Annotated in this window: 12 protein-coding genes; 6 read left to right on the plus strand and 6 right to left on the minus strand. The window is 69.5% G+C overall.

All coding sequences use genetic code 11. The features are described from left to right. The first annotated feature begins 3 nt into the window (after positions 1-3). Together ACZ48Y_RS03890 and ACZ48Y_RS03895 are read left to right on the plus strand one after the other, a co-directional pair. Complete coding sequence (locus ACZ48Y_RS03890) at positions 4-1830, plus strand: S9 family peptidase (RefSeq protein ID WP_464742345.1); 1827 nt, start codon at positions 4-6, stop codon at positions 1828-1830. A gap of 3 nt (positions 1831-1833) precedes the next feature. Continuing rightward, positions 1834-2928: a M48 family metalloprotease gene (locus tag ACZ48Y_RS03895; RefSeq protein WP_464742347.1), complete on the plus strand. Its 1095-nt coding sequence runs from the start codon at positions 1834-1836 to the stop codon at positions 2926-2928. Here ACZ48Y_RS03895 and ACZ48Y_RS03900 read toward each other — a convergent pair. The 6 genes from ACZ48Y_RS03900 to ACZ48Y_RS03925 all read right to left on the minus strand — a co-directional run bounded on the left by ACZ48Y_RS03900 (position 2925) and on the right by ACZ48Y_RS03925 (position 9844). Beyond that, a complete protein-coding gene (locus ACZ48Y_RS03900; RefSeq protein WP_464742349.1) occupies positions 2925-3260 on the minus strand; it encodes a carboxymuconolactone decarboxylase family protein in 336 nt (111 codons plus the stop codon). The two genes, ACZ48Y_RS03895 and ACZ48Y_RS03900, sit on opposite strands and share 4 nt — an antisense overlap. A gap of 74 nt (positions 3261-3334) precedes the next feature. Next, entirely contained in the window at positions 3335-4201 is an 867-nt protein-coding gene (sucD, locus tag ACZ48Y_RS03905; protein ID WP_464742351.1) for a succinate--CoA ligase subunit alpha, read from the minus strand. Next, on the minus strand, positions 4198-5334 hold the full coding sequence (gene sucC, locus ACZ48Y_RS03910; protein WP_464742353.1) for an ADP-forming succinate--CoA ligase subunit beta: 1137 nt from the start codon (positions 5332-5334) through the stop codon (positions 4198-4200). The genes sucD and sucC overlap by 4 nt, the downstream gene beginning before the upstream one ends. Before the next feature lie 43 nt (positions 5335-5377). Continuing rightward, the gene (locus ACZ48Y_RS03915; protein WP_464742355.1) at positions 5378-6352 is read right to left on the minus strand and encodes a PIN/TRAM domain-containing protein; all 975 of its coding nucleotides are present in this window, start codon (positions 6350-6352) and stop codon (positions 5378-5380) included. A gap of 4 nt (positions 6353-6356) precedes the next feature. Beyond that, positions 6357-7637, minus strand: coding sequence for a DNA repair protein RadA (gene radA / locus ACZ48Y_RS03920; protein WP_464742357.1), 1281 nt, complete (start codon positions 7635-7637; stop codon positions 6357-6359). Next, a complete protein-coding gene (locus ACZ48Y_RS03925) occupies positions 7637-9844 on the minus strand; it encodes an ATP-dependent Clp protease ATP-binding subunit (protein ID WP_464742359.1) in 2208 nt (735 codons plus the stop codon). The genes radA and ACZ48Y_RS03925 overlap by 1 nt, the downstream gene beginning before the upstream one ends. Before the next feature lie 113 nt (positions 9845-9957). Here ACZ48Y_RS03925 and ACZ48Y_RS03930 point away from each other — a divergent pair, with 113 nt between their 5' ends. Genes ACZ48Y_RS03930 through ACZ48Y_RS03945 form a run of 4 tightly spaced genes read left to right on the plus strand, consistent with a single transcriptional unit; the run spans position 9958 to position 14772 of the window. Further along, positions 9958-10830: a glycine--tRNA ligase subunit alpha gene (locus tag ACZ48Y_RS03930; protein ID WP_464742361.1), complete on the plus strand. Its 873-nt coding sequence runs from the start codon at positions 9958-9960 to the stop codon at positions 10828-10830. After that, positions 10814-12934: a glycine--tRNA ligase subunit beta gene (gene glyS, locus ACZ48Y_RS03935; RefSeq protein ID WP_464742363.1), complete on the plus strand. Its 2121-nt coding sequence runs from the start codon at positions 10814-10816 to the stop codon at positions 12932-12934. The genes ACZ48Y_RS03930 and glyS overlap by 17 nt, the downstream gene beginning before the upstream one ends. Before the next feature lie 27 nt (positions 12935-12961). Then, on the plus strand, positions 12962-13948 hold the full coding sequence (locus ACZ48Y_RS03940) for an aspartate-semialdehyde dehydrogenase (RefSeq protein ID WP_464742365.1): 987 nt from the start codon (positions 12962-12964) through the stop codon (positions 13946-13948). Further along, the gene (locus tag ACZ48Y_RS03945; protein WP_464742367.1) at positions 13945-14772 is read left to right on the plus strand and encodes a metallophosphoesterase family protein; all 828 of its coding nucleotides are present in this window, start codon (positions 13945-13947) and stop codon (positions 14770-14772) included. The genes ACZ48Y_RS03940 and ACZ48Y_RS03945 overlap by 4 nt, the downstream gene beginning before the upstream one ends. Positions 14773-14774: the final 2 nt, after the last annotated feature.

A 14774-nucleotide genomic window follows, 5' to 3' on the forward strand; every position in this document is an offset into this window, starting at 1 on the left:
CCCATGAACCCCAAAGAGATTCCTTTGGAACTGCTCTTTGCCGATCCAGCCATGAGCCGGGTCGAGCTCAGCCCTGACGGGCGCAAGATCGCCTACATCGCCCCCTGGGAAGGGGCAAAGAACCTCTTCGTCCGGGACCTCGAGACCGGCGAGGAGCGGCGCGTCACCGAGGACCGGGGGCGCGGCGTCTTGGGCCACACCTGGCTTTACAACGGGGACCTGGTCTTCGTGCAGGACCGGGACGGGGACGAGAACTGGCGCCTTTACGCCATCGGTCCCGAGGGCGGCACGCCCCGGCTGCTCACCCCCGGCGAAGGGGTGCAGGCCCGGCCCGTCGCCCTGCGCCCCGAGTTCCCCGACGAGATCCTGGTGGCCCTGAACGACCGCGACCCCCGGCTTCACGACCTCTACCGCATCGATACGCGCACCGGGGAACGCACCCGGGTGCTGGAGAACCCGGGCTTCGTCGAGGTCCTCGCCGACGAAGCCTTCAGACCCCGGGTCGCCTACCGCCCGACCGACGAGGGGGGCGGGGAGCTCTTCGTCCTCGAGGAAGGCGAATGGCGCCCGCTCCTGCGCTGGGGGCTCGAGGACGGCCTTGCCACCCAGCCCCTCGCCGTCCATGGAGACGCCCTCTACCTGGTCTCCTCGATCGGCCGCGACACCGCCGCTTTGGTTCGCAAGGACTTGAAGACCGGCGAGGAGGCCCTCCTCGCCGAGGACCCGGACTACGACCTGACCCCCCACGTCGGCGGGCGGCCAGCCCTCCTCTTCCACCCCCGGAAATCCGAACCCGACGCGATCGCGATCATGCGCGACCGGCTGGGCTGGATCGTCCTGGACGATGCCCTCAAGCCCGACTTCGAACGCATCGCCGAAACCTTTACCGGCGACGTCTACGTCACCAGCCGCGACCTCTCGGACCGCGTTTGGATCCTCTTCGAAACCAACGACGACGAACCCGGTCGCTACTGGCGCTACCGCCGGGACACCGGCGAGCGCACCCTCCTCGGGGAGGTCCAGCCCGCGCTCAAGGCCTACCCTCTGGCAAAGACCCGGGTCGTGCGGTATCCCGCCCGTGACGGCCGGGTGATCGAGGCCTACCTCACCCTGCCCAGAGGACGCGACGCCCAAAGGCTCCCGGCGGTCATCCTGCCCCACGGAGGCCCCTGGCACCGGGACACCTGGGGCTTCGATCCTTGGGCGCAGTGGCTTGCGAACCGCGGGTTTGCCGTCTTGCAACCCAACTTCCGGGGCTCCACCGGCTACGGCAAGGATCACCTGAACGCCGGGAACAAGGCGTGGGGCCGGGCGATGCAGGACGACCTGAGCGACGGGGTGCAATGGCTCGTCGAGCAGGGCATCGCCGATCCCAATCGCGTCGCGATCATGGGTGGCTCCTATGGCGGCTACGCCACCCTCGCCGGCCTCGCCTTCACCCCCGAGCTCTACGCCGCCGGGGTGGACCTCGTCGGCCCCTCGAACCTCTTCACCCTGCTCGAGAGCGTGCCCCCCTACTGGAAGCCGATGCTCTCGCTCTTCTACACCCGCATGGGCCACCCCGAAGCGGACACCGAACTCTTGCGCGCGGCCTCGCCCCTCTTTCACGCGGAGAAGATCCGGGCCCCGTTGCTCATCGGCCAGGGAGCAAACGACCCCCGGGTCAAGCGCCAAGAGAGCTTGCAGATCGTCGAGGCCTTGCGGAAGATGGGCAAGCCGGTCGAGTACGTCGAGTACCCCGACGAAGGCCACGGCTTCGTGCGCTTTGACAACCGGCTCGACTTCATCCGCCGCGCCGACGCCTTCTTGAAGCGTCATGTGCTGGAGTAGACCATGGACCTGATCGCCGAGATCCACGCCGCACTGGGTGAGGAAGGCCTGAAACAGGCGCGCTGGCAGGAGCGGATGCGCGTCACCCTTAACCTTTTGAACCTGGCGCTCATCCTGGCCTACGTCGGGCTATGGATGCTGACCCCCCTTGGCGCTGCGGCCAATCGAATCGCGGGGGAGAACCCCTGGCTCTACGCGCTCGTCTTCTTCTTCGGCCAGACGCTCTTCAACCTGCCGCTCACCTTCCTTCATCGCTGGATCGAGCTCCGGCTCGGCATGACGCGCCAGGGGCTTGGCGGCTGGCTCTGGGACTGGGCCAAGCAGAGCACGGTCAACCTGGTGCTGATGACCGTGCTCTTTGGCAGCGTCTTCGCCGTGCTCCTGCGCTGGCCAAACACCGCGATCTGGGGCTTTTTAATCATCGCCATCGCCTTCGCCGGGCTGCTCCACGCGCTCGGTCCCCTCATGGCCCGCCTGGAATTCAAGACCGAGCCGGTCGAGGATCCCGAGCTGGTCGCCCAGATCAAGGCGATCTTCGAGCGGGCCGGGGTCCCCTTTCGGGGGGTCTACCTGGCGCGGGCGGGGGAAAAGACGAAACGCAGCAACGCCATGGTGGTCCCCAAGGCCGGTGGCTACGAGGTCGTGCTCTATGACACCCTCGTCGAGTCCCTGGACCCCGAGGCGCTGGCCTTCGTCGTGGCCCACGAGCTCGGCCACATCAAGCACCGCGACACCTCACGCGGGCTGGTGCAGTTTACGGCCCTCCTCTTCGTGTCCCTGATCGTGGGCGAGGCCATGATGGGCACCCCGGCGCTGGATCACTTTCCCCTTTTCTACCTGGGCACGATACTCGCCTTTTTCCTGGGCAGCCTCTTGCTCAACGCCCTGATCCGCAAGCAGGAGTTCGCCGCCGATCGTTTCGCCTTCGACCTCACGGGGGACCTCGAAGCCTTCAAGCGGAGCTTCTTGGTCCTTTCCCGGGACAACCTCGAGGACCCCGAGCCCCCAGCCTGGATCGAGGCCATCTTCCACAACCACCCCTCGGTGGCCCGGCGGCTTAAAGCCCTCGAAGCCCGGGCACGGGCCGCGGGGAACTAGGTCCCGAGCTCGTCGAGCACCCCGAGGACCGGGGTCAGGTACATCAGCGCCGGCCCGCCGTGCATGAGCACCGCCTGCATCGCCGCGTCCAGCACCTCGGCGCGGCTGGCCCCGGCCTCCAGCGCCCCCTTGACGTGAAAGGCGATGCACCACTCGCACTGGGCGGCCACCGCCAGGGCGACGTTGATCAACTCCTTTTGCTTGAGGTCGAGCGGGCTTGGACGCTCCACCGCCGCCAAAAAAGCCTGGAAGGCGCGGATCGCCTCGGGGGTTTCGGCCTCGAGCCGACGCATCAGCGCCTGAATCTCCTCCAGCCGTTCCTTGTACGCCATGTGTACCCCCTACATCCTAAGACTAAAGGCCCCCGCGGGGACACGTGTCCCCGCGGGGGCCTCGAAGCGCTGGCCTAGCCGAGCTGCTGTTTGACCAGGTCCACGATCTCGTCGATGGTGTCCGCGATCGGGACCCCAGCCTCCTCGAAGGCGCGAACCTTGGACTCGGGCGTACCCACGTCGCCCATGATGATCGCCCCGGCGTGGCCCATCCGCTTGCCCTTGGGGGCGCTTCGCCCGGAGATGAAGGCCACCACAGGCTTTTTCATGTGCGCCTTGATCCAGGCCGCGGCCTCCTCCTCGTCGGAGCCGCCGATCTCGCCGATCACCACCACCGCTTCGGTCTCGGGATCCTCGTTATAAAGGGGCAGCAGGTCCTTGAAGGTGGTGCCGATGATCGGGTCGCCGCCGATGCCTACGGTGGTGGTCGTCCCGAGCCCGGCCTCGGAGAGCGCCGCGGCGGCCTCGTAGGTCAGGGTGCCCGAGCGGCTGATCACGCCGACCTTGCCGCGCTTGAAGACGTGGCCAGGCATGATGCCGATCTTGGTCTCCTCGGCGGAGATCAACCCCGGGCAGTTCCCCCCGATCAGGCGCACGCCGAGGTCCTTGATCTCCTTGACCGCCTTGACCATGTCCAAGGTGGGGATCCCCTCGGTGATCAAGACCACCAGCGGGACCCCGGCGTGCGCAGCCTCGAGCGCCGCGTCGGCGGCCGCGAAGGCCGGCACGAAGATGATCGAGGCGTCGATCTCGTGGTGCGTTTTGGCCTCCTTCACCGAGTTGTAGACCGGCACCCCATGGACCTCCTGACCGCCCTTGCCCGGGGTCACCCCGGCGACGATCTTGGTGCCGTAGTCGAGCATCTGCTTGGTGTGGAAGGAGCCCTCGCGGCCGGTGATGCCCTGAACCAGAACGCGGGTGTTTCGATCGACCAGAATCATCGCTTTTCCTCCACCATCTTGACGATCGCCCGGGCGGCCTCGATCGAGTTCGGGTACATGTAGACCGGCTTGCCCTCAAGGAGGCGCTTGGCCTCTTCTTCGGCGGTGCCGGCGACCCGCATCACCACGGGAACCTTGATGATGCCCTCCTCGAGGGCCCGGATCACCCCCTTGGCGACCTCGTCGGCGCGGGTGATCCCTCCGAAGATGTTGATGAAGATGCCCTTGACGTCGGGGTCCTTGGCCAGCAGCTTGAGCGCGTTGTACACGACGTCGGCCTTGGCGCCGCCGCCGATGTCGAGGAAGTTCGCGGGCTTACCCCCGGCGCGGTTGACCAGGTCCAGGGTGTACATCACGAGCCCTGCGCCGTTGCCCAGGATGCCGACGTTGCCGTCGAGCTTGACGTAGGCGAAGCCATACTTCAGGGCCTCGATCTCGAGGGGGTGCTCGGCCTCCACCTCGCGCAGCTCGGCGAGGTCCGGGTGGCGGAAGAGGGCGTTGTCGTCGAGGTCGATCTTCGCGTCCACGGCGAGGATCTGCCCCTCTTTGGTGACCACCAGGGGGTTGATCTCGGCGAGGAAGGCGTCGACCCCCTCGTAGGCCCGGGCCAGCTTGACCAGGACATCGGCGAGCTTGTTGAGGTTGCCCTCAAGCCCCGCGTCGAGGACGACCTGGCGCGCCTCGAAGGGGCGGAAGCCCTTGTGCGGCTCCACCCGGTAGCGGACGATCGCCTCGGGGTTCTCCCGGGCCACTTCCTCGATGTCCACGCCGCCCTCGCGGCTGACCATCAACGTGACCCGCTGCGAGGCCCGGTCCAGGATCAAGCCCGCGTAGTACTCCTTGTCGATGTCCACGGCTTCGGCGACCAGGACCTTCTTCACCGTCAGGCCCTTGATCTCCATGCCCAGGATCTGCTTGGCCACCTCGTAGGCCTCGTTGGGGTCCTTGGCGATCTTGACGCCACCCGCCTTGCCGCGGCCGCCGACGTGCACCTGGGCCTTGATGACCACGGGCTTGCCGATCTCCTCGGCGATCTTCTTGGCCTCTTCCGGCGTGTAGGCCACCTTCCCCGGCGGGACCGGGATGCCGTACTTCGCCAGAATCTCCTTTGCCTGATATTCGTGCAGCTTCAAGGCGCACCTCCAACCGACGCGGATTATAACGCCATGCCGGCGTTTAGCGGTTTCTGAGGCGCGCGAAGATCATCTTGCCCAGGTGGGTTTGGATGACCTGGGTCACCGTGGCCTCGACCCACTCGCCGCGGCGCCCCTCGGCGTTCTCCACGACGATCATCGTGCCGTCCTCGAGGTAGCCCACCCCCTGGCCGGGCTCCTTGCCGCGCTTTTCGATCCGTACCCGGATCGCCTGGCCCGGCTGGTAAGGCGCCTTCAAGGCCGCGGCCAGGGCGTGGATAGACAGCCCCGGGACCTCGTAGATCTTAGCCAGGTCCAAGAGCGCGCTGTCGTTGCTCAAAAGGCGCATGCCCTCGCGCCGGGCGAGCGCCAGCAAGGCCTCGTCGACCTCGCCCTCGAGGTCGGTGCCGAGCACGCCAAGCCCCTGGGCCTTCAAAGCGGCGAGGGTCTTGAGCCCCCGCCGGCCCTTGGCCCGGCTCTGGGGGTCGGGGCTGTCGGCGAGCCCCTGAAGCTCTCGCAACACGAAGTCCGGCACGTAGAGCGGCCCTTCCAAAAAGCCCAGGCGGGCCACCTCCGCCACCCGCCCGTCGATCAGTACCGAAGTGTCGAGCAGCGTGCCACCCTTGCGGCGGGCCTGCGGCCACTCGCGGATGAAGAGCCGGCGGCTGCGCACCATGACCCAGGCGAAGGCCAAGGCCAGCAGCAAGGTGAGGATGAGCGAGTGATACCAGGCAAAGCCCGGTACCTGGGAGAGCAGGTTGGTGAGCAAGACCCCGGCGAGCAGGGCCAGGATAACCCCAAGGCTGGCCGCGAGGTAGACGTCGGGAGGATGATCGAAGAGCGCGATCAGTGCGTCCGTCAGCCGCGCGCCCCAGCGCAGGTCCAAGAGCAGCCCAAAGAGCGCCCCGGCCAGGGTGAAGTAGGCGAGGCTCAGGCCGTCTTGCAGGAAGGTCCGCCCTATGAAAAAGGCCAACGCCGCGAAGGCGAGGAGCAGACACGCGGTGACCAGTCGCCGCACGTTCTCAGCCTAACGCTTTCCTGACCGCCTCCTCGACGTTTTTCACCGCGCCGGGATGGAGCAGGTCCGAAAAGCCCGCGCGCCCGGCCTCCTCGATGCGGCGCTCGAGCCCCACCACGCTACGCACCTCTCCGGCCAGGCCCACCTCGCCGACGAGGGCCAGCCGGTCGGGGAGCGGACGCTGGACGACGGCAGAGTAGACCGCGAGCACCACCGCCAGGTCCAGCCCGGGATCGGCCACCCGCAGCCCTCCGGCGAGGTTGACGTAGACGTCGAGCTGCCCCAGCCTGAGGCCCAAGCGCCGCTCGACGACCGCCAAGGCCACGTCGACGCGGCGCGGATCCAGGCCCTGGACCACCCGCTTGGGCGCGGCATAGGGGCTTTTGGCGGCCAGGGCCTGCACCTCCAAGAGCAGCGGCCGCTCCCCGGAGAGCGCGATCCCCACCGCGCTGCCCGGCGCCCCCCGGGGACGTTCGGCGAGGAAGGCTTCCGAGGGGTTTTCGACCGGGGAGAGCCCCTCGCGCTGCATGCGAAAGACCCCGACCTCCCCCACCGGCCCGAAGCGGTTCTTCTGGGCCCGGAGCACGCGGTAGAGCCCGGCGGTCTCCAGGTAGAAGGTGGCGTCGACGACGTGCTCGATCGTCTTGGGGCCGGCGACGGTGCCCTCCTTGGTCACGTGGCCCACCAGCACCACCACCGCCCCCTGGGCCTTGGCGAACTGGGTCAGGCGCTGGGTGGCGTTGCGCACCGCGACCAGACTCCCCGGAAGTCCCTCGGCCTCCAGGCTCTGGATCGAGTCCACGAAGACCGCGTCCGGGGCCTCGGCCTCGAGCGCTGCGACCAAGGGCTCGAGCGCGGTCTCCTTGACCACCAAGACCTCCCCGCGCACCCCGAGCCGCGCAGCGCGCAGCCGGATCTGCGCCGGGGACTCCTCCCCGGCGACGTAGACCACCCGCCTGCCCTGACCCACCAAACGATCGGCGATCTGCAGGAGGAGGGTGCTCTTGCCCACCCCCGGCTCGCCACCCAGGAGCGCGGCCTCGCCGGGGACGAACCCCCCACCGAGCACCCGGTCCACCTCAGAAAGCCCGGAGGAGATCCGGTCCCCCTCCTCCAGGGGGACCCGGGAAAGCGGCGTCGCCTCGGCCGGTCGGGCCCGCCCCTTGGACGCGCTCGGCGGGGCCTCGGCCTGAAACGACCCCCAGGCGCCGCACCTCGGGCAGCGACCCAGGGGTTTGGCGGCCTTGTAGCCGCACGCCACGCAGACGTAGCCCAGCCGCGCCATCAGGCCAGGCTCAGGGCTTCCTCAAACCCGAGCTCGTCGCCCTTGACCGTGACCAGAAGGCGCGCGCCTGGGTTCTTCAGCACCGCCAGCGAGAGCGGGTCCTCGACCTTCTCCCGCACCACGGCCCGCAGCTGCCGGGCGGAGCCGGTCTTCTCCGCGTGCCGCACCACCCACTCGGCGACCTCGGGGGCGAAGCTGACCTCGACCTCGCGGGCGGCCATCTCCTCCTCGATCTCCTTGAGCATCATCCCCGCGATCTGGACCAGCTCCGCCTCGGTCAACGGCCGGAAGCGGATCACCTCGTCGAGGCGGTCCAAGAACTCCGGGGTGAAGAGCGCCTTCAGCGGCGACTCGGTGTCCACCTCGTTCCCGGTGAACCCGATGCCGGGACCGACGTTGAAGCCGGTGTTCGAGGTCATGATCAGGATCACCCGGCGGAAGTCCACGGTACGCCCCAGGCCGTCGGTGAGCCGGCCCTCGTCGAGGACCTGGAGGAAGGTGTTGTAGATGTCCGGATGGGCCTTTTCGATCTCGTCGAGGAGGACCACGCTAAAGGGCTGGCGGCGGATGGCCTCGGTCAGCCGCCCACCCTGCTCGTAGCCGACGTAGCCCGGCGGGGCCCCGATGAGCTTGGAGATCGCGTGGGGCTCGGCGAACTCCGACATGTCGAAGCGCACCAGCGCCCGCTCGGAGCCAAAGAGGGTCTCCGCCAGCGCCTTGGCCAGCTGGGTCTTGCCCACCCCCGAAGGGCCGACGAAGAGAAAGGAAGCGGCCACCCGGGTGCGCCCGCCAAGCCCCACCCGGGCCCGGCGCAAAGCGCTGGCCAGGGCGCGCACCGCGGCCTCCTGACCGACGACGCGCTTTTTCAGCTCCTCCTCCAAGGCCAGCAGCTGGGCGTCGTCCTTGTCGTCGACGTAGACGCCACCCCAGGAGTCGACCACGCTCTCGACGTCCTCGCGAGAGACGACCGGGGTGCCGTCTTCCTCCTCGGCCACCGGCAGGCCCAGCGAGGCGTTGAGCCGCACCCGGCTCGCGGCCTCGTCGATCAGGTCGATCGCCTTGTCCGGGAAGTTCCGCCCCGGCAGGCTGCGCTCGCCGATCTTGACCGAGAGCTCGAGGATCTCGTCGGGGATCGCCACCCCGTGGTGGGCCTCGTAGCGGGGCCGCAGGCCCTTGAGGATCTCCAGGGTCTCGGAGGGGCTCGGCTCGAGGACGATCACCGGCTGGAAGCGGCGCTCGAGCGCCGGGTCCTTCTCGATGTGCCGGTGGTACTCCCCGGTGGTCGTGGCCCCGATGACCTGGATCTCGCCCCGGGCCAGCGCGGGCTTGAGGATGTTCGCCGCGTCCAGCGTGCCCTCGGCGCCACCGGCGCCGATCAGGGTGTGCAGCTCGTCGATGAAGGCGATGACCTTGGCGCTCTTCAGCTCCTCAATGATCTGCCGCAGCCGCTCCTCGAACTCGCCGCGGTACTTGGTCCCCGCGACCACCCCGGCGAGGTCGATCTGCACCACCCGCACCCCCCGCAGCACCGGGGGCACCCGACCCTCGATGATCGCCTGGGCCAGGCCCTCGACGATCGCGGTCTTGCCCACGCCGGGGTCCCCGACCAGCACCGGGTTGTTCTTGGTGCGCCGGGCCAGGATCTGGATCACCCGGTTGATCTCCTCGGCGCGGCCGATCACCGGGTCGAGCTTGCCCTCCCGGGCCTCCTTGGTGAGATCGCGCCCGTACTCGTCGAGGAAGGGGGTCTGCGGCTCCTTCTCGCGCGGCTCCCCGCCACCCTCGGCGTTGGCCAGGATGCGCCAGCGAATCGCGTCGAGGTCCTTCACGAAGTGGGTGAGGATGCGGTAGGCGACCCCTTCGCCCTCGCGGATGATCCCGAGCAGGATGTGCTCGGTCCCGATCACCGGGCTGCCCATACCCCGGGCCTCGGCGCTGGCCAGCTCCATGACCCGCCGCGCCCGGGGGGTGATCGCCGGGGGCTCGCCGGCGCGGGTACCCTCGCCGCGCCCCTCGAGGTCCTCAACCATCCGCCGCATCACCTCGAGGTTGGCGCCGTACTCGGCGAGGATCTTGGCGGCGGTGCCGCCTTCGCGCATCAGGCCCAGGAGCAGGTGCTCGGGACCGATCATCGAGTGACCCAGCCGGCTCCCTTCCTCCCGGGCGTAGTGAAACACGAGCCTTGCGCGATCGTCGTACCTGTTCAACGCCAAAACCCCTTTCGCATGATGAAGACGTCCCTTAAGGTCCTTATCGCCATGATATAGTATCCGCGCCTTAGCCGGGGCGGTTTGCGCCCCGGCTCACCAAAGGGGGGGCGATGCGATTCCAGGATCTGGTTTTAAAGCTCCACGCCTTCTGGAGCCAGGAAGGCTGCGTGATCAACGAGCCCTACGACATCGAGGTCGGAGCCGGGACCTTCTACCCGGCCACCTTCTTCGGCGCCCTCGGCCCCGCCCCCTGGCGGGTCGCCTACGTGGCCCCGTCGCGGCGGCCCCAGGACGGGCGCTACGGGGAGAACCCCTACCGCTTCCAGTACTACTGGCAGTACCAGGTCATCCTCAAACCCTCGCCGGCGGACGTCCAGGAGCGCTACCTGGAGAGCCTCAGGGCGATCGGAATCGATCCCAAAAAGCACGACGTGCGCTTCGTTGAGGACAACTGGGAATCCCCCACCCTGGGGGCCTGGGGGCTGGGCTGGGAGGTCTGGCTGGACGGGATGGAGATCACCCAGTTCACCTACTTCCAGCAGGTCGGCGGCCAGGACGTGAACCCGGTGAGCGTGGAGATCACCTACGGGCTCGAGCGCATCGCCATGTACCTGCAAAAGAAGGCCCACGTCTTCGAGATCGAGTGGGCCCCCGGGGTCACGATCGGCGACCTGCGCCGGGACTTCGAGGTTGAGCACTGCCACTACAACTTCGAGGCCGCGAACGTCGAGAGGCTGCGCCGCTGGTTCGACGAGTTCGAGGAAGAGGCGACCCGCCTGCTGGACCTTGAGGTCCCCCTCGTCTACCCTGCCTACGAGTTCGTCCTCAAGGCCTCCCACACCTTCAACCTGCTCGACGCCCGCGGCGCCCTCTCCCACGCCGAGCGCCAGGCCTACGTGCAGCGGGTGCGGCGGCTGGCGGAGCGGGCCGCCAAGGCCTACCTGACCAAGTTCGTGGAGGGTACCCGTGAAGCTGCTCTTTGAGATCGGAACCGAGGAGCTGCCCGCGGACTACGTGGAACGCGGCCTTGCGGCGCTCAAGACCCAGCTCGCCCAAGCCCTCGAGGCGGCCCGGCTCAGCTACCAGAAGCTCGAGGGCTTCGCCACCCCGCGCCGGCTCGCGGTCCGGGTCGAGGGGCTCGCCGAGCAGCAGGCGCGCAAGGAGGAGGAGCGCCGCGGCCCTCCGGCCGCCGCGGCCTTCAAGGACGGCGCGCCCACCCCGGCCGCCCTGGGCTTCGCCCGCAGCCTGGGGGTGGGGGTCGAGGCGCTCTACGTCAAGGAGACCGAACGCGGCCCCTACGTCTTCGCCCGGGTGGTGGAGGAAGGCCGTCCGGCCCGCGCGGTGTTGCCCGAGCTCCTGGCACGGGTGGCGCGCGACCTGCCCGCGGAGCGCAAGATGCGCTGGGGCAATGGGCTCGGCCCCTTCGTGCGCCCGGTGCGCTGGGTCGTCGCCCTGCTCGACGCCGAGGTGCTGCCCCTGGAGCTCTTCGGCGTGCGCGCCGGACGCGAGACCCGGGGGCACCGCTTCATGGCCCCGGAGGCCTTCAAGATCGAGGACCCCGCGACCTACGAGGCGGTGCTCCACGAGGCCAAGGTCGTCGCCGACCCCGCGACCCGCCGCTCGCGGGTCCTCTTCGAGGTCGAGACCCTGGCCCTCTCCGAAGGGCTGGAGGCGGTCGTGCCCGAGGCCCTGCTCGAGGAGGTGACCGGGCTGGTCGAGTGGCCGGTCGCGGTCTTAGGGCGCTTCGCGCCCGACTACCTGGCCCTCCCCGATCCCGTCCTGGCCACGATCATGATCCACCACCAGCGCTTTTTCCCGGTGCGCCGTCCGGGCGGCCGGCTGGAGAACGCCTTCGTCGGGGTGGCGAACAACGAGGGCGACCTGGGGAAGATCCGCGAAGGCTACGAAGGGGTCTTGAAGGGCCGGCTCGACGACGGGGTCTTCTTCTGGCGGCAGGACCTCAAGACCCCGCTCGTCGAACACCGGGAAAAGCTCCGGGGCATGGCCTTCGCCCGGGGACTGGGAACGATGTGGGACAAGGCCGAGCGCGTGGGCGCCGCGGCGAAGCGGCTCGCCCCCAAGACCCCGGCCGACCCGGCGATCGTCGCCGCGGCCGCGCCGCTCGTCTTCGCCGACCTGGGCACCCAGATGGTCTACGAGTTCCCCGAGCTCGCGGGGACGATGGCCAAGCACTACGCCCTCGAGGAGGGCCACCCCGAGGCGGTGGCCCAAGCGCTCGAGGACGCCATGCGCCCGGAGGGGGCGAGTGGTCCCCTGCCGGAGACCGACGCCGGGGCGGTCCTCTCGGTCGCCGACCGCGCCGACACCCTGCTCGGTTTCTTCCACCTCGGCCAGCGGCCCAAGGGTTCCGCCGATCCCTTCGGGCTGCGCCGCGCCGCCTTCGCCCTGGTCCGGGTGCTCGGGGCCAGGGGCTACGGGCTGCGGCTCGGCGAGGCCTTCGAGGCCGCCCGCGAGGCCTACCGCGAGACCGGGCTCGAGGTCGGCCCCCACGCCCTGGTCGAGGCCGAGGCCTTCACCTGGGAGCGGCTGGAGACCCTCCTGCAACGGCACGGGGTCCCGGTCCTCGCCTTCCGCGCCGCCCGCGCCGCGAGCGAGAGCGTGCGCGGCGTGGTGCTCCGGGCGCTGGTCCTGAAGGCCCTGATGCACGACCCCCGCTTCACCGACCTCTTCCTGCTCTACAAACGCGCCGCCAACCTGCTGAAGAAGGCCGAGGGCCCCCTGGCCCTGGACCCCGCCCGGTTCGAGAGCCAGGAGGAGGCCCAGCTCTTCGAGGCGCTTGCGACACTCGAGCGCGCGGTCGAGGCCCTGCTCGCCACCGCGGAGGCCAAGATCCCCCCCTTCGACCCCGCCGAGCCCCCCCCGCCCCTCGACGCCGACGCCTTCTCGGACGCGCTCGAAGCCCTCTTCAAGGTCAAGGCCCGGCTCGACGCCTACCTCGACCGGGTGCTGGTGATGCACGAGGACCCCGCCCTGCGCCAAAACCGCCTCGCGCTCTTGGAACGGGTGGTCGCGCCCCTCAAGGCCCTCGGCGACCTCGCCCTCCTGGGCGGGGAGGGGCGCGCATAAAGATGCAGGGCGTGCTAACCTAACCCCATGCGTGTCGCGGTCGTGGGCGCTACCGGCGCCGTGGGTCGGGAGATCCTCAAGGTCCTCGAGGCCAAGCGCTTTCCCCTGAGCGAGCTCAGGCTCTACGCAAGCCCGCGCTCGGCGGGGACGCGCCTTTCCTTCGCCGGCGAGCCGATCCCCGTCGAGGCCCTGCCCGAGGGCCCGCTCCCCGTGGACCTGGTCCTGGCCAGCGCCGGGGGCGGCCTCGCCAAACGGATGGCCCCGGTCTGGGTCGAGGGCGGCGCGATCGTCATCGACAACTCCTCGGCCTGGCGCTACGACCCCGAGGTGCCCCTGGTCATCCCCCAGATCAACCCCCAGGCGCTCGAGCGCCACCGGGGCATCATCGCCAACCCCAACTGCACCACCGCGATCCTGGCGATGGCCCTCTGGCCCCTGCACCGGGCCTTCGAGGCCAGCCACGTGGTGGTCAGCACCTACCAGGCGGCCTCCGGGGCCGGCGCCGAGGGGATGGCCGAGCTCCTCGCGGGCACCCGAGCCGCCCTCGAGGGCCAGCCCGTCGAGGCCCGGGTCTTCCAGCACCCCCTTCCCTTCAACGTGATCCCCCACATCGACCGCTTCCTGGAGAACGGCTACACCCGCGAGGAGATGAAGGTCGTCTGGGAGACGCAAAAGATCTTCGAGGCCCCGGAACTTAAGATCAGCGTCACCGCGGTGCGCATCCCCACCTTGCGGGCCCACGCCGAGGCGGCGACGGTCCGCTTCAAGCGTCCGGTCACTCCGGACGCCGCCCGACGAGTGCTGGAGGCCGCCCCGGGGGTCAAGGTGGTCGACGCGCCGGAGGAACACCGCTACCCGATGCCCCTCACCGCGACCGAGCAGTGGGACGTCGAGGTCGGCCGCATCCGCCAGAACCTGGCCTTCGAACACGCCCTCGACTTCTTCGTCGTCGGCGACCAGCTCCTCAGGGGAGCGGCGCTGAACGCGGTGGAGATCGCGGAACGGCTGCTTTGAAGCGCGCGCTGGCGCTCCTCTTCGCCCTTCTTTTGAGCCTGTTCGCCGCCGGCGAGGACGCGCGTCGGCTCTTCGCCGCCGGCGACATCGCGGTCTGCGGCCGCAACGGGGACGAGGCCACCGCCCGCCTGATCGCCCGCCTGGACCCGGAAGGAAGCGCACCGGTGCTCGCGCTCGGGGACCTGGCCTACCCCCGTGGTCGCGCGCGGGACTTCGCGCGCTGCTACCATCCCTCCTGGGGCCGCTTCAAACCCCGCACCTACCCGGTTCCCGGCAACCACGAGTACTACACGAAAAGCGCCGCCGCCTACTTCGCCTACTTCGCCGACCGCGCGGCGGGGCCGCTCGGCGCCTACCGGGTGCGCCTCGGGGACTGGTCGCTCTACGCGATCAACACCAACCTCCCCACGGACCAGGGCAGCCCCCAGGACCGCTGGTTGCAAGCCACGCTCGCCGGGGACCGAGCCCCTTGCAAGCTGGCCTTCATGCACCATCCCCGCTTTAGCTCCGGCGTCCACGGCGACGCGCCCCGGCTGGAGACGCTCTGGCGGCGGCTGGCGACGGCGGGCTTCGCGCTCGTCCTGGCCGGGCACGACCACCACTACGAGCGCATCCGGACCCCGGGGCCGACCCAGTTCGTGGTCGGGACCGGCGGGGCCCCGCTCCGGCAAGTTCGCCACAAGCGTCCGGGGTCAGAGGCCGTGGTCGACGACGCCCACGGGGTCCTCGAGCTTACCCTCCTCCCCGGGGGCTACCGCTTTCGTTTCGTCGACGTCAAGGGGCGGGTGCGCGATCCGGGGGCGGGGCGCTGCCCGACCCGCTAAGA

It is taken from the genome of Rhabdothermus arcticus (assembly GCF_055382915.1).